We start from the raw sequence: 20,202 nt of genomic DNA on the forward strand, positions 1-20,202 counted from the left end.
TTGCCGATGGGCGGCGTCGGTCAGGACTCCCCGCCGGCGTTGCCGGACCGGCCGGCCCGCACGTCGTGCAGCCGGTACTTCTCGATCGCCTGCGCGGGCGCCCCGGCGTCGACCTCACCGCGGCGGGCCAGCAGTTCGAGCGCCCGGACCACCATGGAGTGTGAATCGATGTGGAAGTACCGCCGGGCGGCGGCCCGGGTGTCGGCGAAGCCGAACTCGTTGCCACCGAGCGTGGCGAACTCGTTGGGGATGAACTGACGGATGCCGTCGGGCAGGTCGGACCGGTAGTCCGTCGTCGCGATGACCGGTCCGGTGGCGCCGGCCAGTCGCTGGGTCACGAACGGCACCCGCGCCTCGGCGTCCGGGTCGAGGAACGCCTCCCGCTCGGCGGCGAGGCCGTCCCGGCGCAGTTCGGTCCAGGACGTCACCGACCAGACGTCGGCCGAGACGTTCCAGTCCTCGGCGAGGATCCGCTGGGCGTCCAGGGCCCACGGGACCGACACGCCGGAGCCGAGGAGCTGGACCCGGGGACCGTCGATCTCGGCCTCCTTGATCCGGTGGATGCCCTTGACGATGCCCTCGACGTCGACGTCCTCCGGCTCGGCCGGCTGGACGATCGGCTCGTTGTAGACCGTGAGGTAGTAGATCTTGTCCGGGTCCTCGGAGTCCGGCCCGTACATCTCCTCGAGGCCGCGCTTGACGATGTGCGCGATCTCGTACCCGTAGGCCGGGTCGAAGGTGCGCACCGCCGGGTTGGTGGAGGCCAGCACGGGGGAGTGCCCGTCCATGTGCTGCGTGCCCTCACCCGCCAGGGTGGTGATGCCGGCCGTCGCGCCGATCAGGAACCCGCGCGCCAGCTGGTCCGCGGCCGCCCAGATGAAGTCGCCGGTCCGCTGGAACCCGAACATCGAGTAGAAGACGTACACGGGCACGAGCGGCTCGCCGTGAGTGGCGTAGGACGTGCCGGCCGCGGTGAACGCGGAGACGGCGCCGGCCTCGTTGATGCCCACGTGGAAGATCTGCCCCTGCGGCGACTCCTTGTACGCGAGCATGAGGTCGCGGTCCACGGAGATGTAGTTCTGACCGAGCGGGTTGTAGATCTTCGACGTCGGGAAGAACGAGTCCATGCCGAACGTGCGGGCCTCGTCGGGGATGATCGGCACGACGCGCTTGCCGAACTCCTTGTCCCGCATCAGGTCCTTGAGCAACCGCACGAAGGCCATCGTGGTGGCCGCCTGCTGCTTGCCGGAGCCGCGCTTGGCGACGTCGTACGCCTTGTCCTCGGGCAGCTTCAGGTCGTGGCCGCGCTCCCGCCGCTCGGGCAGGTTGCCGCCGAGGGCCTTCCGCCGCTCGAGCATGTACCTGATGGTCGGGTCGTCCGGGCCCGGGTGGTAGTACGGCGGGTTGTAGAGATCGTTCTCCAGGTCCTCGTCCGAGAACGGCATCCGCAGGTGGTCGCGGAAGTTCTTCAGGTCCTCGAGGGTCAGCTTTTTCATCTGGTGGGTCGCGTTGCGGCCCTCGAAGTGCGGACCGAGGCCGTAGCCCTTGACCGTCGCGGCCAGGATGACGGTCGGCTTGCCCGTGAACTCGGTGGCGGCCTTGTAGGCGGCGTAGACCTTGCGGTAGTCGTGGCCGCCGCGCTTGAGCTGCCAGATCTCCTCGTCGCTCATGTCCGCGACCATGGCCTTGGTCTGCGGCGAGCGGCCGAAGAAGTGGTCGCGCACGAAGCCGCCGGACTCGGCCTTGAAGGTCTGGTAGTCGCCGTCGGGCGTGGTGTTCATGATCTCCACCAGCGCGCCGTCGTCGTCCTTGTCCAGCAGGGCGTCCCACTCGCGGCCCCACACGACCTTGATGACGTTCCAGCCCGCACCGCGGAAGAACGCCTCGAGCTCCTGCATGATCTTGCCGTTGCCGCGCACCGGGCCGTCGAGGCGCTGCATGTTGCAGTTGATCACGAAGTTGAGGTTGTCCAGGCCCTCGTTGGCGGCCAGCTGCAGCGCGCCGCGACTCTCCGGCTCGTCCATCTCGCCGTCGCCGAGGAACGCCCAGACCTGCTGGTCGGACGGCTCCTTCAGGCCCCGGTTCTCGAGGTACCGGTTCATCGACGCCTGGTAGATGGCGTTGGTGGGGCCGATGCCCATGGAGACGGTGGGGAACTCCCAGAAGTCCGGCATCATGCGCGGGTGCGGGTAGGAGGACAGGCCGTTCGGCGCCGCCGACTTCTCCTGCCGGAACCCGTTCATCTGCTCCTCGGTCAGACGACCCTCGAGGAACGCGCGGGCGTACATGCCCGGCGAGGCGTGGCCCTGGAAGAAGACCTGGTCGCCACCGCTGGGGTGGTCCTTGCCGCGGAAGAAGTGGTTCATGCCCACTTCGTAGAGGGTGGCCGCACCCGCGTAGGTGGAGATGTGGCCGCCGACGCCGATGTCGGACCGCTGGGCGCGGTGCACCATGATCGCCGCGTTCCAGCGCAGCCACTTGCGGTACGTGCGCTCGATCTCCTCGTCACCGGGGAACTCGGGTTCCTGGTCCACGGGGATGGTGTTGACGTAGTCCGTGGTCGTGACGAACGGGACGGCGACGCTGTGTGCGCTCGCCCGCTGCAGCAGGGACCGGATGATGAACTCGGCCCGCTTCGTGCCCGCCGAGTCGAGGAGCCCGTCGAAGGACTCGATCCACTCCGCGGTCTCCTCGGGATCCGCGTCCGGCAGACTGGTGGTCAGCGCGCTGCGGATGTTCTTGATGTCTTCGGTCGCCACATTCAACCTCTCTGTCTGTGCGGTGAAGCACCCGGACTGCGGCCGTCGATGATGGGTGCCGCAGACCGCTGTCCGCTCCGGGGGGCCTCATGATGTGGGCAGCCCGAACGGGACGCGGCGTCTGGGTGCCACTCTAGCGCCGGAACAGCGACGCCGGTGCACCCCCCTTGTTCCACCAAGTGGACGTCTGATTCCGCATCGTGATCGCCGTGATCGTCCTCACGTCGGGCGCGCGGGGGCCGCCCGGCGGCGCGCTGCTTGATGAGGGACCCGAAAAGGTGTTGTCTGGTAGCACTCCGCCCCGGCCGGCATGACCGGCTCGGGACGGTCATGACATGCACCGACGACGGGACCGGGAGGACATCCGTGAGCGAGGCAGACGCCGTCGCGAGCAGCGCCGCCGCCAAGCTGGGCTTGAAGCAGGACGACCTCGTCCAGGAGTTCGGGTACGACGACGACGTCGACTTCGATCTCCGGGACGACATCGAGGAGACGGTCGGATCCGCCTTGCTCGACGAGGACGACCACGAGGTCGCGGACGCCGCCCTGCTGTGGTGGCGGGAAGGGGACGGCGACCTGATCGACGCCCTCGTCGACTCGCTGACGACTCTCGAGGAGAACGCCGTGGTGTGGGTGCTCACCCCGAAGGCCGGCCGGGACGGGTACGTCCCTCCCGCCGAGATCCAGGAGGCGGCGCCGACCGCGGGTTTGCACGTCACGTCGTCCGCCGGGGTGTCCAAGGACTGGGCGGCCACCCGCCTGGTGACCGCACGCCGCCAGTGACGCCGGCGGCAGAACCCGACGCCGCGGACGCCGCTCGCGCGGGCCGTCCCGGTGACGGCTTCGCGTCCCTGCCCGACGTCGGGGCGCCGGCCCCGGGGTTCGCCCTGGCCAACCAGCACGGGGAACCGGTCGTGCTGACGGACCTGCGCGGCACGCCCGTCGTCCTCGTGTTCTTCCCGTGGGCGTTCTCCCGCGTGTGCGGCGACGAGCTGCGGGAGCTGCGGGACGCGCTCGACGTCGCCGACTCGCCCTTCGCCGGCCGCGACGTGCGGCTGATGGCCGTGTCGGTCGACTCGAAGTTCGCCCTGCGGGCACTCGCCGAGGCGGAGGCCCTGCCCTTCGACCTGCTCAGCGACGTCTGGCCGCACGGCGAGGTGGCCCGCCGGTACGGGGTGTTCGACGACGAGCGCGGCAGTGCCCGTCGCGGCAGCTTCGTCATCGACGCCGACGGCGTCCTGCGGGCCCGACTCCTGTCCGACGCCACCCACCCCCGGAGCATGGATGAGTACCGCCGCGCGCTGGCATCGCTGGACGCCTGAGCCGGCCCGCACCGGCACCACCGATCCGGAGGCCACGCTCCCGGAGGCGCGACGCCGCGCCGTCGAGTTGCTCTCCGGGCGGCGGCTGGCCGTGCTCACCGGTGCGGGACTGAGCACCGACTCCGGCATCCCCGACTACCGGGGACCGGACGCGAAGCCGCGTACCCCGATGACGTACCAGGAGTTCATCGGCGACGCCCGCCGGCGCCGCCACTACTGGGCGCGCAACCACGTCGGCTACCGGTTCATGTCCGCGACCGTGCCGAACGCCGGGCACCACGCCGTGGCCCGGCTGGAGTCGCGCGGGCTCACCAGCGGCATCATCACCCAGAACATCGACCGGCTGCACGAGGCGGCGGGCGCCCTGAACGTCGTCGACCTGCACGGCCGGTTCGACCACGTCGTGTGTCTGGACTGCGCCAGCATGGTCCAGCGGGCCCAGCTGGACCGGATCCTCACCGAGCTCAACCCCGGATTCGCCGAACGGGTGCTGGTCGAGGACGTCGAGGTGGCCCCCGACGCGGACGCCGTCATCGAGTCCACCGCCGACTTCGTCGTCGCGCCCTGCCCGGTGTGCGGTGGCGTGCTCAAACCGGACGTCACCTTCTTCGGGGAGAACGTGCCGCGGGACCGGGTGGCGCGCAGCTACGGCATGGTCGACTGCGCCGACGGCCTGCTCGTCGCCGGCTCCTCCCTGGCCGTGATGAGCGGGCTGCGGTTCGTCCGCCGCGCGCACCAGCGGGGCATCCCCGTCGTCATCGTCAACCGCGGGCAGACCCGTGGCGACGACCGGGCCGACCTGCTGATCCAGGCCGGCGTCAGCGAGACGCTGGGCCACCTGGCCGAGGAACTGCCGGACCGGTGAACCGGACGATCGAGGAGCCGGAGGAGCCGATGACCGACCGCGTGACCCGTGCCGACCCGATGAACGTGCTGCGCCGCAGGACGAGCGAGAAGTGGCGGACCTACCCGGACGACGTGCTGCCCATGTTCGTCGCCGAGATGGACTTCCCGCTGGCGCCGGCCATCACGGCCGCGCTGCGCGAGGCCATCGAGGTCGGCGACACCGGGTACGTCGCCCCCCACGACACCGGCGCCGCCGACGCCTTCGCCCGCTACGCCGCGCAGACGTGGGACTGGTCGCCCTCGCCGGAGCGGATCGGCTACACCACCGATGTCAGCGTGGTGATCGTCGAGTCGCTGCGCCGGCTGATCGCCCCCGGCGACGGCGTCGTCATCACCCCGCCCGTCTACCCGCCGTTCTCCGCGCTGATCCCGGAGGCCGGTGGCACGGTCGTGGAGGTGCCGCTGCTGGACCGTCCGGACGCCGAGGACGGGTCGACGTACGCCCTCGACCTCGACGGCATCGATGCCGCCCTGGCCCGCGGCGCCCGCGCGGTGTTGTTGTGCAACCCGCACAACCCCGTCGGCCTCGTGCACTCCCGGCAGGAGCTCGCGGCGCTGTCCCGGATCGTCGACCGGCACGGGGCGAGCGTCGTCAGCGACGAGATCCATGCGCCGTTGACCCACCGCCGGCACCGGTTCACGCCGTACCTGAGCGTGTCCGACGAGGCGCGGCACCACGGCATCGCTGCGGCGTCCGGCAGCAAGGCGTTCAACCTCGCGGGGTTGAAGACGGCGATGTTCGTGGCGGAGTCGGACCGGATGAGTGCCGTCATCCGCTCGCTGCCCGAGGAGGTCCTGTTCCGCACCGGACTGTTCGGGCTGATCGCGACCCGCGCCGGCTTCGACCACGGCCGGGACTGGCTGCGCGGCACCGTCGCGGCGATCGAGGAGAACGTCGCCCTGCTGGAGCGGGAACTTGCGGCGAAGCTGCCCGCCGTCCGGCTGCGGCCTCCGCAGGCGACCTACCTGGCGTGGCTGGATTTCTCGGAACTCGGCTGGGGCGAGGACCCGGCGGCCTACGCGCTCGAGCACGCCCGGGTGGCGCTGGCCAACGGCCCGGAGTTCGGGCCGCAGGGCGCCGGGTACGCGCGGATGAACCTGGGCTGCGCGCCCGAAACGGTGATCGAGGCCGTGGACCGGCTGGCGGCCGCGGCGGGCTGATGACACGCGCCCCGTTCCGGGGGAGACTGGCCCCACAGGAGTGAGGCTCCGGGCGCCGGTCGCGTGGTGCCCACCCGAACGACGAAGGATCGATCGTGCTCGTCGTCAGCCAGGAACGATACGGCGGTCCCGGCGTGCTCCGGCTCCGGGAGCGAACTCGGCCCGTCCCGTCGGCGCACCGCCGTGCATCGTGCACCCGCATCGGCGACGTCGTCGTCGACCTCCGGCCCGCCTGACCGGACGCTGTCGGTGACCGCCGCGGGACCCGCTGCACGCCCCCATGATGAGCGCGTGCGGCAGCACCTGGGCCGGGTGCGGACCACCGACGGCACCGAGCTGGCGATCGCCGAGACCGGGGCCGGCCGTCCGCTGGTGTACGTCAACGGCTGGGTCGGCCATCTGGGGCAGGACATGGCGATGCCCTCGGTGCGCGCCTTCTACGCCAGCCTCGGCGAGGGCGCCCGCCTGGTGCGGTACGACCGTGCCGGCTGCGGGCTGTCGTCCCCGTCGGGCCGGGCGCCGTCGCTGGCCTTCGAACTCGAGCAGCTCGACGCCGTCGTCGGCGCCCTGGGGCCGGGACCGGTCGACCTGATGGGCACCTCGCTGGGCGCACCGGTCGCGGCGGCATGGGCGGCAGCGCACCCGGACGCCGTACGGCGGCTGGTGCTCTACGGCGGTTGGGTGAACGGCGCGGACCTTGCGCCGCCCGACGTGCGCGCGCACATCCTCGGCCTGGTCGAGGCGCACTGGGGTCTGGGGTCGGAGGTGCTCACCGGTGTCTTCGCGCCGGATGCTCCGCCGGCGGATCGGGCGGAGTTCGGCCGATACCAGCGGGCGAGCTCGACCGCGGCCACCGCCCGGGCGTTGCTCGCCCTCGGGTACGAGCTCGACGTCGGCGCCCTGCTGGGACGCGTGCACGCACCGGCGCTCGTGGTGCACCGCGCCGGCGACCGGGCCGCGCCGGTGGCGCAGGGCACCGCCCTGGCGCGCGGCATCGCCGGTGCCCGCCTCGTCGTCCTGTCCGGCCGCTCACACCTGCCCTGGGTCGGCGACGCGGCGGCGGTGGTGGCCGCGGTCCGCCGCTTCCTCGGCCTGCGCGTCGCCCGCCGTGCGGCCGGTCTTCTGACGAGCCGGCAGCGCGAGGTGGCAGCCCTCGTCAGCGCGGGACACACGAATCGTGAGATCGCGGCCCACCTCGGCATCGAGGAACGCTCCGCGGAGGGACACGTCGAGCGGATCCGGCTGCGGCTCGGTGTCCGGTCTCGCGCTCAGGTCGCCGCCTGGTACGCGGCGCACGAGACGGGCAGTCCACCCGCACCCTGAGGTAGTTCCCGCCTGCCGTGCGGAGGCGGGCAGGACGAGGCTGGGGACATCGAACCCGTCCACCGTGGGAGCCCTCATGACCGACACCGCCACCGGAATCGCGCAGCATGCCGTCCGGGACCGGTTCAACGCCGTCTTCTTCCGGGCACTCGGCCCCGTCCTGGAGCGGGCCCTGCGCCGGCACAAACAACGGGTGTTCACGGATCTCCCGGATGCGGTCGTCGAGATCGGGCCGGGGGTGGGGGCCAACCTGCCGTGGGTCCCGCCCGGCGGCACGCTGATCGCGATCGAACCGAACCACGCCATGCACGCCCCGCTGCGCGCGGCGGCGCGGCGGGCGCGCGTTCGCCTGGAGCTGCGTGATGGCGTCGGCGAGCGGACCGGCCTGCCGGACCGAAGCGTTGACGTGGTGATCTCGTCCCTGGTGCTCTGCACGGTGGCCGATCCGGCCGTCGTGCTCGCCGAGATCCGGCGGATCCTGCGGCCCGGCGGCACGTTCCGTTTCGTCGAGCACGTCGTCGCGCGTCGCGGCACCCCGACTCGCCTCGCGCAACGGATTCTGCGGCGCCCCTGGGCGTGGACGTTCGAGGGGTGCTCCTGTGAGCGGGACCTCGAGCTGGCGGTGCGGGCGGCGGGGTTCGCGTCGGTCAGCGTCCACCGCTACCGGATCCACTCGCTCTTCCTGCCGTTCAACCCGCAGATCGCCGGTATCGCCCGGGTGTAGCCACCATGCCGGGGGGAGGGGCGTCACGGCGCGTGACAGCTCACCACGGCGAACGCGCCGGTGTTCGTTCGTTCGGTCGCCACCACGCCGTCCACTTCGATGCGGCAGGTGATGACGGCCGCGGGCGTCGACGGCGATCGAGACGCCCGGCTTCCCGGTGATCGGCAGCAGCCGGCGAAGGGGCAGGCGGGGACGGCTGACCTGCTCCTGGACGCCGTAATCCGCGCCCTCGCGCCAGGTCCGCCAGGTGACGAGGAGCGCGGTGTCGGCGTCACTGGTCACCTCGACGACGATCTGCGGGGTGCTCCCGGAACCGCCGGCCAGGGCGGCGGGGGCCACGGGAGCGGAGTCGGTCCGGCCGGTGCCGACCGGATCCGCGGCCACGGGGAAATCCCCGATCCCGCAGGAGCAGGTGGCCAGCAGCAGGGCGCCGGCGACGACGACGGAGATGGCGGTACGCATGATGACCCGAGATCCGGCTGACCCGGCGGGCTCCCCGGCGGAAGTCCAATGCCGGGCCCGTCCCGTCCATTGTCCCACCGGCGGCGGCATCCGGCACCGCGTGACGGCGGCATCGGTCGCCCGACCCGTGACCTGCGGGTAGACTGCTGCACCGGCCACGGGAAGCCGCGACGCCCGCCGCGGGGCGTGGCCGTCCCCGGCCGTGGGGCCTTTAGCTCAGTTGGTAGAGCGTCACGTTTACACCGTGAATGTCGTCGGTTCGATCCCGGCAGGGCCCACCAGGAGACTTCCGGGACAGGAGCAGCACGCGTGCCGAAGCAGACGACGCCGGCCCCCGACCGGATCGAGGTGCGCGGCGCCCGGGTGCACAACCTGCGCAACATCGACGTCGACATCCCCCTCGGGCAGCTGGTCGGCATCGCCGGCGTCTCCGGCTCCGGCAAATCGTCCCTGGCCATGGGCGTGCTCTACGCCGAGGGTTCTCGCCGGTATATCGAGGCGCTGTCGACGTACACGCGCCGCCGGCTGGGGCAGGCCTCGCACGCCGACGTCGACCGCGTCAGCCACGTGCCGGCCGCCCTCGCCCTGCGGCAGCGACCCGGTGTGCCCGGCATCCGCTCGACCTTCGGCACGTCCACCGAGCTGCTCAACGTCCTGCGGCTGATGTTCTCCCGGCTGGCCACCCACGTCTGCCCGAACGGCCACCGCAACCCGCCCACCCTGCAGGTCGCCGCCGAGGAGCCCGTGGTGTGCGAGGCGTGCGGCGCCGAGTTCAGCCCGCCCGGCGCCGAGGCCCTGGCCTTCAACTCCGGCGGCGCCTGCCCCACCTGCGAGGGCACCGGCACGGTCCGCGACGTGGACGACGCGACCCTGATCCGGGACCCGGACCTGAGTCTCGACGACGGCGCCGTCGTGCCCTGGCAGATGTTCGGGTTCAACGTCCAGCCCCGGATCGCCCGCGAGTTCGGCGTCCGCACCGACGTGCCGTGGCGGGACCTGACCGACGCCGAGAAGGACATCGTCCTCGCCGGGCCGGAGGAGAAGAAGCACATCACCTTCACCTCGCGGAAGGGCGTGCACGACCTCGACTTCACGTTCCGCAACGCCCGGTTGACCGTGACCGAGGAACTCAAGAGGGCGCAGGACGCCAAGCGGCTGGCCCGGGTCAGCCGGTTCCTCGTCGAACGCACCTGCCCGGACTGCGGCGGGTCCCGGCTCTCGCCCGCCGCCCTCGCGCCGCGGATCGGAGAGGTGAATCTGGCCGACGCCACGGAGCTGACCCTCGACGACGTGGTCGTCTGGGTCGACACCGTGCCCGCCACCCTCCCGACGACGATGCGCCCGATGGCGGACAGCCTGATCGAGACCCTGCACCGGATGGCCCGCCGGCTGCTGGACCTGGGCCTCGGCTACCTCGCTCTCGACCGGGCCGGGGCGACGCTGTCGACGGGGGAGCGGCAGCGCGTCCAGCTGGCCCGGGCGGTGCGCAACGAGACCACCGGGGTGCTCTACGTCCTGGACGAGCCGTCCACCGGCCTGCATCCCTCCAACCTCCACGGTCTGGCCGGCGTGTTCGCGGACCTGCTCGCCGGCGGCAACTCGATCGTCATGGTCGACCACGACCCGCAGGTGCTCCGGGAAGCCGACCATCTGATCGAGATGGGTCCGGGGTCCGGGCGCGACGGCGGCACCGTCGTCCTCGCCGGCACGGTCGACGAGCTCGACGCCGCGCCGCAGTCCCGGATCGGGCGCTTCCTCAGCGGCCGCGAGGGCGCGCTGGTGCGGGAGACAGCGCCGGCCGACCAGACCTTCGCGCACGGGACGATCCGGCTGCGCACCGACCCGGTCCACACGGTGCACGCCCTCGACGTGGCGATCCCGCGCGGCCGGCTGACGGCGGTCACGGGCGTCTCCGGCTCCGGCAAGACCACGCTCGTGCTGGAGAGCCTGGTGCCGGCGCTGCGGGCCGAGAGCCCGGGCCGGCGTCCGGCCCACGTGCGCGACCTGGATTCCGACGGCATCGAGAAGGTCGACGTCGTCGACGCCACCCCGATCGGCATCAACGTCCGCTCCACGGTCGCCACCTACTCGGGCGTGCTCGACGACCTGCGCCGCGCCTGGGCCGGGCTGGACTCGGCGAAGCACGCGGGCCTGACCGCGAGCGACTTCTCCTACAACACCGGGTCCCTGCGCTGCCCCCGCTGTGAGGGCACCGGGGAGATCTCCCTCGACGTCCAGTTCCTGCCCGACGTCGACATCCCTTGCCCGGACTGCGACGGCCGCCGCTACGGCCCGGACGCCGACGCCCACGTCCGCCCCTCGGCCACCGGCGACGGCGAGCTGACGTTGCCCGCGGTGCTCGGGATGACCGTCGTCGAGGCGATCGACCATCTGCGGGACCTGACCCGCGTCCGCCGGCGACTGCAGTCCCTGTGCGATGTCGGGCTGGGCTACCTGACGCTGGGCGAGTCGACCCCGGCCCTGTCCGGCGGGGAGGCGCAGCGCCTCAAGCTGGTCTCCGAGCTCGGCCGCCGGCAGGAGCACTCCCTGTTCGTCTTCGACGAGCCGACCGTCGGCCTGCACCCGCTGGACGTGCGCACGCTCATCGGGGTGTTCGACCGGCTCGTGGAGGCCGGCGGCACCGTGGTCGTGATTGAGCACGACCTCGACCTGATCGCCAACGCCGACCACGTCATCGACATGGGGCCGTCCGGCGGCGTGGAGGGCGGCCGCATCGTCGCGACGGGCACGCCGCGGCAGGTCGCGGACGACCCGGACAGCGTCACCGGCGGCTACCTGGCCGACCGGCTGGCCGAGGGCGAGCGCGCGCGCCACCAGAATCGACAGTAGGCTTTCTACCTCCGGGCCGCGCCGCGGCCGGTCCGCCTCCAGAACGGGAGAGACATGGAACAGCGCACCATCGAACGCAGCGGGCAACGAGCGTCGGTCATCGGCCTGGGGACCTGGCAGCTCGGCGCCGACTGGGGAGACGTCCGCGAGGAGGACGCCCTCGCCGTCCTCGGCGCCGCGGCCGACGCCGGCGTCACGTTCTTCGACACGGCCGACGTCTACGGTGACGGCCGGTCGGAGCAGCTGATCGGCCGGTTCCTGCGCGAACGGCCCGACGCCGGTCTGACCGTCGCCACCAAGATGGGCCGCCGCGTCGACCTCGACCCCGCGCTCTACACCCTGGAGAACTTCCGCGCCTGGACGGACCGCTCGCGGACGAACCTGGGCGTCGATCGGCTGGACCTGGTGCAGCTGCACTGCCCGCCGCCTGCCGTGTACGGCTCGGACGCGGTGTTCGACGCGCTCGACACCCTGGTCCAGGAGGAGCGGATCGCCGCGTACGGCGTGAGCGTGGAGACGAGCGCCGAGGCGCTGACGGCCATCGCCCGGCCCGGCACGGCCACCGTGCAGATCATCCTCAACCCGTTCCGCCTCAAGCCCGTGACCGAGGTGCTGCCCGCCGCCATGGAGGCCGGGGTCGGCATCATCGCCCGCGTGCCCCTGGCCAGCGGCCTGCTGTCCGGCACGTACACCGCGGACACGCAGTTCGCGGCGAACGACCACCGCACCTTCAACCGCCACGGCGAGGCCTTCGACCAGGGCGAGACCTTCGCCGGCGTGGACTTCGCCACGGGCGTCGAGGCCGCGCAGGAGTTCGCCGCGCTCGTGCCCGAGGGGGCGACGCCGGCTCAGACGGCCCTGCGGTGGATCGTCCAGCAGCCCGGCGTCACCACGGTCATCCCCGGGGCGCGCAACCCCGAGCAGGCCCGCGCGAACGCCGAGGCCGCCGCGCTGGCCCCGCTGGACGACGCGACGCTGACCGCCGTGCAGGACCTCTACGACCGCCGCATCCGGGCTCAGGTGCACGACCGCTGGTAGGAGCGGCCTCGACGTCCGTCGCCCGGCTCGTCCACGGCAACAGAGTGCACCTGATGGCTCCGGCGAGCACGGCGTCACTAGGATCGATGCAGAGGATCCCGACCCGGGCGCCGCCGTCGAGTACGCCAGCGGCGCCGTGACCTACGGAGGAAACATGCCCGACGAGAAGACTCCCGAGACCGTTCCCGCGAACAGCGGAGTGCAGGCAACCGCGCAGATCGGCGTCACCGGCCTGGCCGTGATGGGCGCCAACCTGGCGCGCAACCTCGCCCGGAACGGCTACACCGTCGCCCTGCACAACCGCACCCAGGCGAAGACCGACGACCTGCTGGCCAAGCACGGCGACGACGGGGACTTCGTGCGCACCGAGACCCTCGAGGAGTTCGTGCAGTCCCTCGAGCGGCCGCGCCGCGTGCTCGTCATGGTCAAGGCCGGAGCCCCGGTCGACGCCGTCATCGAGCAGCTCGTGCCGCTGCTCGAGGAGGGCGACATCATCATCGACGGCGGCAACTCCCTCTACCTGGACACGATCCGGCGGGAGAAGGACCTCTCCGCGAAGGGCCTGCACTTCGTCGGCGTCGGCGTCTCCGGTGGCGAGGAGGGCGCCCTGAACGGCCCGTCGATCATGCCGGGCGGGTCGAAGGAGTCCTACGAGTCCCTCGGCCCGATGCTCGAGAAGATCTCCGCCAAGTACGACGGCGAGCCCTGCTGCGCGTGGATCGAGACGGACGGCGCGGGCCACTTCGTCAAGATGGTGCACAACGGCATCGAGTACTCGGACATGCAGGTGATCGGCGAGGCGTACGACCTGCTGCGCTCCGGCGCCGGCATCGAGCCCGCCGAGCAGGCCAAGATCTTCACCGAGTGGAACACCGGCCAGCTCAACTCGTTCCTGATCGAGATCACGGCCGAGGTGCTCGGCCACACCGACGAGAAGACCGGCAAGCCGTTCGTCGACGTCGTCGTCGACGCCGCCGGGCAGAAGGGCACCGGCCGGTGGACGGTCATCGCGGGCCTGGAGCTCGGCTCCCCGGTCAGCGGCATCGCCGAGTCCGTGTTCGCCCGCGGCCTCTCCTCGCAGCGGGACCAGCGCGCGGTCGCCGAGAAGACCCTCGTCGCCGGCACCGAGGACGTCGACGTGCCCGAGTCCTTCGTCGACGACGTGCGGCAGGCGCTCTACGCGTCCAAGCTGGTCAGCTACGCGCAGGGCCTGGACATGCTGAATCTGGCCGGCAAGCAGTATGGGTGGGACCTCAAGCTGGACCGGATCGCCTCCCTGTGGCGGGCCGGTTGCATCATCCGCGCGGAGCTGCTCGACGACATCATGAAGGCTTATGCGCCCGGCAACGAGCCGGCGAACCTGCTGTTCGCGCCGGCCTTCGCGAAGGCCATCGGCGACGCGGTTCCGGCGTGGCGCCGCGTCGTGGCGACGGCGGCCCGGCTGGGCATCCCGACGCCGGTGTTCTCCTCCTCCCTGGCCTACTACGACGGCCTGCGGCGGGACCGACTGCCGGCCGCGCTGACCCAGGGCCTGCGGGACCTCTTCGGCGCCCACACCTACAACCGCATCGACGGTGAGGGCACCTTCCACACCCTGTGGGGCGAGGACCGCCGCGAGGTCGAGGCCGTCGACACGCACTGACTCGGCCGCAGCGTCACCGGGGCGCCCTCGCGATCGCGGGGGCGCCCCGGTGCTCTCGGTGGGCTCGGGGGCGGAACGCGGCGTGGCGGTCGCCGCTGCGGACCTCACGCAGGCATCGCGCCCGTCGTCCGGCGGACGACGGGCGCGACCTCGCTCAGCTGCAGCACCGTGGCCAGCCGCGAGGTGACGGCGGTGGCTCCGTGGGCCGCGAGCCGGCCGGATCGGCGCGCCGTCGTCAGCGGCAACCGGCCCAGCCAGACGGCGTACAGGGTGGCCACGTCGGTGGACAGCAGCAGGTCCACGTCGAACCCGGGGTCGGTCAGGCACACCGAGGCGTCGCCGCGCTCGACGACGATCCAGAACTGGCGTGCGTCATCGCTGAACCGCAGCTGCACCACGTGGATCGCGCCGGGCAGGAACGAGAGATCCAGCCGGTCGTGCATCCACCAGGCGAGCAGGTCGGCGTCCAGTTCGTCGGGCCGCGGGTCCCCGTACACCCAGCGCGCGCCCCACTCTGCCAGCCCGAAGATCACCGGCCGCAGCGCCGCCCCCGCCGCCGTGAGCAGGTAGCGGCCCGCGCTGTGGTCCACCAGGCCGGCCCGCTCGAGCTGGCGCAGCCGCTTGGCCAGCAGCGTCCGCGACAGTCCGGGCAGCCCCCGGGCCAGGTCGTTGAACCGGGTGGTGCCCACGGTCAGGTCCCGGATGATGAGCAGCGTCCACCGCTCGCCGAGCACGTCCAGTGCCCGCGAGATGGGGCAGTACTGGCCGTAGCCGGGCGGGTCCTCGCCCTCGACGGCGGGAGGCGCCGGGGCGACGGCGTGCGGGAGCGGGTCCGGTGGGGGTGTTTCGCCGGGGGAGGAGCCCGGCAGTGCGGCGTCCATGTCTTCATGGTCGGTCCGCGGAGAGGACCGGGGAAGTCCTCGATCTGTACTGGTTCGGTGCGGGTCGCGCGGTCGAGGCTGGAGGCATGGCTACCGACATCACTCCCGCTCCGTCGACCACCGCGGCGCCGTCCGCGGTGGAGGCCGACCGGGCCTTGAAGAACGCTCATCGGACGATGTGGAGCCTCGGCGATTTCCCCGCCGTGGCCCGCGACGTCATCCCGGCCCTCGGGCCGCGACTGGTCGAGGCGACCGCCGTGGCGGCGGGCGAGACCGTGCTGGACATCGGCGCCGGGTCGGGCAACGCCGCGATCCCCGCCGCCCGGCGCGGTGCCCGTGTCGTCGCCAGCGACCTGGCCCCGGCCCTGCTGGAGGCGGGCCGGCGCGACGCGGAGCGGGACGGCGTCGCCCTGACCTGGCGGGAGGCGGACGCGGAGGCGCTGCCGTTCGAGGACGCCGCCTTCGACGTCGTGCTCTCCTGCGTGGGCATCATGTTCGCCCCGCACCACCAGCAAGCGGCCGACGAACTGCTGCGCGTGTGCCGGCCCGGGGGGCGGATCGGGCTGATCTCGTGGACGCCCGCGGGTTTCATCGGGCAGATGTTCGCCGCGATGAAACCGTTCAATCCGCCTCCCCCCGAGGGCGCGTCACCGCCGCCGCTGTGGGGAGACGAGGCGCACGTGCGGGAGCTGCTGGGCGACGCGGTCGACGACGTTCAGGTGTGCACCGAGTCGCTGCCCGTGACGTCCTTCGACCGCCCCGAGGCGTTCCGCCGCTACTTCGGGAGCACCTACGGTCCGACGGTCGCGGCCTATCGGCGGCTCGCGGACGACCCGGACCGGACCGCCGAGCTCGACGCCGCCCTGGACGACGTCGCCGCCCGGCACATGGACGGCACCGGCGCGATGGAGTGGGAGTATCTGCTCGTCACCGCGCGCCAACGCTGAGAGGACGCGGCACCGAACGCGGAAGCGCCCGGTCCCCACCGGTGGGTGAGGGCCGGGCGCTTCCGGTGGACGTCTGCGCTGTCAGATCCACATGGCCGGGTCGATCCACACCGCGGGATCGACCAGCGGCGCGTTCTCCTGCTCGGAGCGCTTCGGGCGGGCGGTCGCGGGCACGCCGGTGAGGATCGAGTTCTCCGGGGCGTCCTTGACCACGACGGCGTTCGCCCCCACCGCGGACCCGGCGCCGAGGACCACGGGACCGAGGATCTTCGCACCCGCGCCGATCGTGACGCCGTCGCCGATGGTCGGATGCCGCTTGACCCGGGCCAGCGACCGACCGCCGAGGGTGACCCCGTGGTAGATCATCACGTCGTCCCCGATCTCGGCGGTCTCGCCGATCACCACGCCCATCCCGTGGTCGATGAAGAACCGGCGCCCGATGGTCGCCCCTGGGTGGATCTCGATGCCGGTCGCCGTCCGGGCCACCTGCGAGATGACCCGCGCGAGCGTGCGGGTCGACTCCTGCTGCCACAGCCGGTGGGTGAGCCGGTGCGCCCAGATCGCGTGCAGCCCCGAGTACACGACCGCCACCTCGAGGTTGCCCCGGGCGGCCGGGTCGTGGGTGCGGGCGGTCTGCAGGTCCTCGCGGAGACGGGAGAGGAAGCGCACGGTGTCCTTCGTGTCGTGTCGAGTCGGGTAGGTCGGGCGGATCAGCCGCGGATGTCCTCGTACAGCAGGGTGGAGATGTACCGCTCGCCGTAGTCGCAGACCACGGCGACGATCAGCTTGCCGTCGTTCTCGGGCCGCTTCGCCAGCTCCAGGGCCGCCCAGACGATCGCGCCGGACGAGATGCCGCCGAGGATGCCCTCCCGGGAGGCCAGCTCGCGGGAGACGCGCACCGAGTCCTCGATGGACGCGTCGAACACCTCGTCGTAGATGTCGGTGTCGAGGACCTCGGGGATGAAGTTTGCGCCGATGCCCTGGATCTTGTGGGGACCGGGCTTGCCGCCGTTGAGGATCGCGGAGTCCTTCGGCTCGACGGCGACGATCTGCACGCCGGGCTTGCGTTCCTTGAGCACCTGGCCGACGCCGGTGATGGTGCCGCCCGTGCCGATGCCGGCGACGAACACGTCCACCTCGCCGTCCGTGTCCGCCCAGACCTCCTCGGCGGTCGTCTCGCGGTGCACGGCCGGATTCGCGGCGTTGGCGAACTGCTTCGCCCAGATGGCGTTGTCGGTGGTGTCGACGATCTCCTGCGCCTTGTCGACGGCGCCGCGCATGCCGTCGGCGCCGGGGGTGAGGACGATCTCCGCCCCGTACGCGCGCAGCATGACCCGCCGCTCGGTGGACATGGTCTCGGGCATCGTGAGGATGACCTTGTAGCCCCGCGCCGCGCCGACCATCGCCAGGGCGATGCCCGTGTTGCCGCTGGTGCCCTCGACGATGGTGCCGCCCGGGCGGAGTGCGCCCGCCTTCTCCGCGGCGTCGACGATCGCGACGCCGATCCGGTCCTTGACCGAGTTGGCGGGGTTGTAGAACTCGAGCTTCACGGCCACGTTGCCGGGCAGCCCCTCCGCGAGCCGGTTGAGCCGGACCAGGGGGGTCCGGCCGACCAGTTGGGTGACGTCGTCGTAGATGCGTGCCATATTCACTCGCCTTCTGCGTGGAGGAGGACCCGAGCTCGCACGAGGACGACGAGGACGGGAAACCGTACGGGCCCGGTCGCTGCCGCCGCCCCGGCGGGCACGGCTCCGGGCCCGACCAGCCTAGTGGCCGGCGCCTGAGCCGATCAGGCCGCCAGCCACTGAGAGTAATACTTCCGGGCCTTGGCCAGCTTGGGGTTGATGATCACCTGGCAGTACCCGTTGTACGGCTGCTTCGCGTAGAAGTCCTGGTGGATGTCCTCGGCCGGGTACCAGGTGGACGCCCGGGTCACCTCGGTGACGATCGGGTCGTCCCACTGCTCCTGGGCACGGCCGATCGCGTCGACGAACTCCTGGCGCTGCTGCTCGTCCGTGTAGAACATGGCCGAGCGGTACTGGGTGCCGACGTCGTAACCCTGGCGGTTCAGCGTCGTCGGGTCGTGCGTGGCGAAGAAGACGTCGAGGATCACCTCCGACGGGATGACCGTCTCGTCGAACGTCACCGTCACCGCCTCCGCGTGGCCGGTCGTGCCGTTGCACACCGTGTAGTAATCGGGGTTCGGGTAGCCCCCGCCGGTGTACCCGGACTCGACCGCGGTCACGCCCCGCATCTTCCGGTACACGGCGTCCAGGCACCAGAAGCATCCTCCGGCCAGCACATAGGTCTTCACGTGCGGTCCAACCGCGCACCCGGCGGGATCATTCCCGGCCGTCGGCCGGTGCGAGGACGATCGCGCGCCGGCCTGCGGTAGAACTGAGGGCATGGACGCCCCGCACTCGGACCCCCGCCCGGACGCCCGCACCCCCACCCTGGGCCGGGTGTGCGACCTCGTCGAGGAGCTGTGGCCGGGCTCCCTGGCGGAGAGCTGGGATGCGGTGGGGCTGGTGGTCGGCCGGCGGGACGCGCCCGTGCGGCGGGTCCTGTTCGCCGTGGACCCGGTGGCCGCCGTCGTCGAGGAGGCCGTCGCCTGGGACGCGGATCTGCTCATCACCCATCACCCGCTGCTGCTGCGGCCCGTCACCTCGGTGGCCGCCGACGGGTTCAAGGGGGCCGCGGTGCACCGGTTGATCGAGTCGTCCTGCGGGCTGCTGACCGCCCACACCAACGCGGACAGCGCCATCGGCGGCGTCTCCGACGTCATCGCCGACGCGCTCGGGGTGCGCGACGCCCGGCCCCTGCAGGTCACCGCGGACGGACTGAGCGAGGAGGGCATCGGCCGGGTGGGCGAACTGGACGAGGTGTGCACGCTCGCCGACTTCGCCGCGCGGGTGTTCCGCCTGCTGCCCGCCGTCGCCGGCGGCGTGCGGGTCTCGGGGGATCCGGACGGGCTCGTTCGCACCGTCGCGGTGTGCGGCGGCGCGGGCGACTCGCTGTTCGACGCCGTGCGCGCGTCGCGCGCCGACGTGTACGTGACCGCGGACCTGCGCCACCACCCGGCCTCGGAGGCCAGGGAGGCGGCGGTCGCGGACCGGCCGTATCTCGTGGACGTCTCCCACTTCGCCAGCGAGTGGCTGTGGCTGCCGGTGGGGGCGCGGGCTCTCGAGCGGGCGCTCGCGGACCACGAGCTGGACGCCGAGGTGCGGGTCAGCCAGCTGAACACCGACCCGTGGGACTTCATCCTCACCCCGTGAGCCGCCTCCGAGCCGTCGCTGCGCGCGCTGCACTAGGGTGGTCAGACCCCCACCGCAGGAGGCTCCATGCCCACCGCCCGTCCCGACCACCAGCGCCGGCTGCTCGATCTGCAGGCGCGGGACACCGCGATCGACCGGATCCGCCACCAGGCCGCCGCGCTGCGCGCGGACCCCGAGATCGCCGCCGCGCAGGAGCGGTCCACCGCGACGCAGACGCGGCGGGAGCAGGCCCAGGCGGAGGTCGACGACGCCGGGGAGGCGCTCGCCGCCGCGGAGCACGCCGTCGAGCAGGTCGCGACCCGCATCCAGCGCAACCAGCAGCGGCTCGACGCGGGCACCGGCTCGTCGAAGGACCTGACCGCACTGCAGCACGAGATCGGCACCCTCGGCTCCCGGCGTTCCGACCTGGAGGACGCGGAGCTGGCGGTGATGGAACGGGTCGAGACCGCGCAGGCGGCGCTGGACGAGTCGACCGTGGGCGCGAGCGAGGCCGCCGGCGCGCTCGGTGCGCTGACCGAGGTGCGCGACGCGCGGTTGCGGGACCTGTCCGGCGAGTTCGAGCGGGAGAAGGCCGCCCGCGCGGAGGTGCTCGCGGGGATCGACGACGCGGCCCTGGTGAGCCTGTACGAGAAGCTGCGGAGCGCGCACGACGGCGTCGGGGTCGCCCCGCTGCAGGGCTCCCGCTGCGGCGGCTGCATGCTCGAGCTCAACCCGAAGGACCTGGCCGCCATCCGGGCGGCGGCCGAGGACGCCGTGGTGCGCTGCGAGGAGTGCGGACGGATCCTGGTCCGCGCCTGACCCTCCCCCCTCCCCCCTGCGCCAGCTCGATGCTCCTATGGATGTCAAGGGTGGGTGAGGACTGAGTAGATCTCGCGGGCGATGTGGCGTTTGAGGCAGCGGATGACGTCTTTG

The 20,202-nt window shown here is 72.2% G+C and carries 19 protein-coding genes and 1 tRNA gene; 14 read left to right on the plus strand and 6 right to left on the minus strand.

Annotated features, from left to right (window positions below):
- Positions 1-20 precede the first annotated feature (20 nt).
- Positions 21-2,759, minus strand: a complete 2,739-nt coding sequence (gene aceE, locus IEX22_RS11445) for a pyruvate dehydrogenase (acetyl-transferring), homodimeric type (protein WP_438816626.1) — start codon at positions 2,757-2,759, stop codon at positions 21-23.
- A 366-nt stretch (positions 2,760-3,125) separates the two neighbouring features.
- Here aceE and IEX22_RS11450 point away from each other — a divergent pair, with 366 nt between their 5' ends.
- The 7 genes from IEX22_RS11450 to IEX22_RS11480 all read left to right on the plus strand — a co-directional run bounded on the left by IEX22_RS11450 (position 3,126) and on the right by IEX22_RS11480 (position 8,195).
- Entirely contained in the window at positions 3,126-3,542 is a 417-nt protein-coding gene (locus IEX22_RS11450; RefSeq protein WP_188668537.1) for a DUF3052 domain-containing protein, read from the plus strand.
- Positions 3,539-4,081: a redoxin domain-containing protein gene (locus tag IEX22_RS11455; RefSeq protein ID WP_229659977.1), complete on the plus strand. Its 543-nt coding sequence runs from the start codon at positions 3,539-3,541 to the stop codon at positions 4,079-4,081. The genes IEX22_RS11450 and IEX22_RS11455 overlap by 4 nt, the downstream gene beginning before the upstream one ends.
- Positions 4,044-4,946, plus strand: coding sequence for a Sir2 family NAD-dependent protein deacetylase (locus IEX22_RS11460; RefSeq protein WP_188668538.1), 903 nt, complete (start codon positions 4,044-4,046; stop codon positions 4,944-4,946). Before IEX22_RS11455 ends, IEX22_RS11460 begins: the two co-directional genes overlap by 38 nt.
- 29 nt (positions 4,947-4,975) lie before the next feature.
- Positions 4,976-6,148, plus strand: coding sequence for a MalY/PatB family protein (locus IEX22_RS11465; RefSeq protein WP_188668539.1), 1,173 nt, complete (start codon positions 4,976-4,978; stop codon positions 6,146-6,148).
- 95 nt (positions 6,149-6,243) lie between these two features.
- Positions 6,244-6,384 carry a hypothetical protein gene (locus IEX22_RS11470; protein ID WP_188668540.1) on the plus strand — a complete coding sequence of 47 codons (141 nt, stop codon included), beginning with the start codon at positions 6,244-6,246 and terminating at the stop codon, positions 6,382-6,384.
- Positions 6,385-6,439: 55 nt separating this feature from the next.
- Positions 6,440-7,471 (plus strand): alpha/beta fold hydrolase, encoded by a 1,032-nt coding sequence (locus IEX22_RS11475; protein ID WP_188668541.1) that lies wholly within the window; start codon positions 6,440-6,442, stop codon positions 7,469-7,471.
- A 76-nt stretch (positions 7,472-7,547) separates the two neighbouring features.
- Positions 7,548-8,195, plus strand: a complete 648-nt coding sequence (locus IEX22_RS11480; protein ID WP_188668542.1) for a class I SAM-dependent methyltransferase — start codon at positions 7,548-7,550, stop codon at positions 8,193-8,195.
- Positions 8,196-8,218: 23 nt separating this feature from the next.
- On the opposite strand, the gene IEX22_RS16110 is transcribed toward IEX22_RS11480, so the two are convergent.
- A complete protein-coding gene (locus IEX22_RS16110; protein ID WP_188668543.1) occupies positions 8,219-8,470 on the minus strand; it encodes an MmpS family transport accessory protein in 252 nt (83 codons plus the stop codon).
- Between the two features lie 392 nt (positions 8,471-8,862).
- Here IEX22_RS16110 and IEX22_RS11490 point away from each other — a divergent pair.
- From IEX22_RS11490 to gnd, 4 genes are all read left to right on the plus strand, one after another.
- A tRNA-Val gene (locus IEX22_RS11490) sits at positions 8,863-8,938 on the plus strand.
- 28 nt (positions 8,939-8,966) lie between these two features.
- Positions 8,967-11,507 (plus strand): excinuclease ABC subunit UvrA, encoded by a 2,541-nt coding sequence (locus IEX22_RS11495; protein WP_188668544.1) that lies wholly within the window; start codon positions 8,967-8,969, stop codon positions 11,505-11,507.
- Between the two features lie 54 nt (positions 11,508-11,561).
- A complete protein-coding gene (locus IEX22_RS11500; RefSeq protein WP_188668545.1) occupies positions 11,562-12,545 on the plus strand; it encodes an aldo/keto reductase in 984 nt (327 codons plus the stop codon).
- 154 nt (positions 12,546-12,699) lie between these two features.
- Positions 12,700-14,187 carry an NADP-dependent phosphogluconate dehydrogenase gene (gnd, locus tag IEX22_RS11505; protein WP_188668546.1) on the plus strand — a complete coding sequence of 496 codons (1,488 nt, stop codon included), beginning with the start codon at positions 12,700-12,702 and terminating at the stop codon, positions 14,185-14,187.
- A 104-nt stretch (positions 14,188-14,291) separates the two neighbouring features.
- Here the strand turns inward: gnd and IEX22_RS11510 are convergent, their stop codons facing one another.
- A complete protein-coding gene (locus IEX22_RS11510; protein ID WP_188668547.1) occupies positions 14,292-15,068 on the minus strand; it encodes a winged helix-turn-helix transcriptional regulator in 777 nt (258 codons plus the stop codon).
- An 86-nt stretch (positions 15,069-15,154) separates the two neighbouring features.
- On the opposite strand from IEX22_RS11510, the gene IEX22_RS11515 reads away from it, so the two are divergent.
- Positions 15,155-16,015, plus strand: coding sequence for a class I SAM-dependent methyltransferase (locus IEX22_RS11515; RefSeq protein ID WP_188668548.1), 861 nt, complete (start codon positions 15,155-15,157; stop codon positions 16,013-16,015).
- Positions 16,016-16,096: 81 nt separating this feature from the next.
- Here IEX22_RS11515 and epsC read toward each other — a convergent pair whose 3' ends face one another.
- The 3 genes from epsC to msrA all read right to left on the minus strand — a co-directional run bounded on the left by epsC (position 16,097) and on the right by msrA (position 18,329).
- Positions 16,097-16,684 (minus strand): serine O-acetyltransferase EpsC, encoded by a 588-nt coding sequence (epsC, locus tag IEX22_RS11520; protein ID WP_188668549.1) that lies wholly within the window; start codon positions 16,682-16,684, stop codon positions 16,097-16,099.
- Between the two features lie 41 nt (positions 16,685-16,725).
- On the minus strand, positions 16,726-17,661 hold the full coding sequence (cysK, locus tag IEX22_RS11525) for a cysteine synthase A (protein ID WP_188668550.1): 936 nt from the start codon (positions 17,659-17,661) through the stop codon (positions 16,726-16,728).
- 143 nt (positions 17,662-17,804) lie between these two features.
- Positions 17,805-18,329, minus strand: coding sequence for a peptide-methionine (S)-S-oxide reductase MsrA (gene msrA, locus IEX22_RS11530; RefSeq protein WP_188668551.1), 525 nt, complete (start codon positions 18,327-18,329; stop codon positions 17,805-17,807).
- Positions 18,330-18,420: 91 nt separating this feature from the next.
- On the opposite strand from msrA, the gene IEX22_RS11535 reads away from it, so the two are divergent.
- Both IEX22_RS11535 and IEX22_RS11540 read left to right on the plus strand, forming a co-directional pair.
- Entirely contained in the window at positions 18,421-19,290 is an 870-nt protein-coding gene (locus IEX22_RS11535; protein ID WP_188668552.1) for a Nif3-like dinuclear metal center hexameric protein, read from the plus strand.
- A 66-nt stretch (positions 19,291-19,356) separates the two neighbouring features.
- Positions 19,357-20,088, plus strand: coding sequence for a zinc ribbon domain-containing protein (locus tag IEX22_RS11540; RefSeq protein ID WP_188668553.1), 732 nt, complete (start codon positions 19,357-19,359; stop codon positions 20,086-20,088).
- Positions 20,089-20,202 lie beyond the last annotated feature (114 nt).

Origin of the sequence: Tersicoccus solisilvae (genome assembly GCF_014643255.1) — a bacterium.
GTDB classification, from domain to species: domain Bacteria; phylum Actinomycetota; class Actinomycetes; order Actinomycetales; family Micrococcaceae; genus Tersicoccus; species Tersicoccus solisilvae.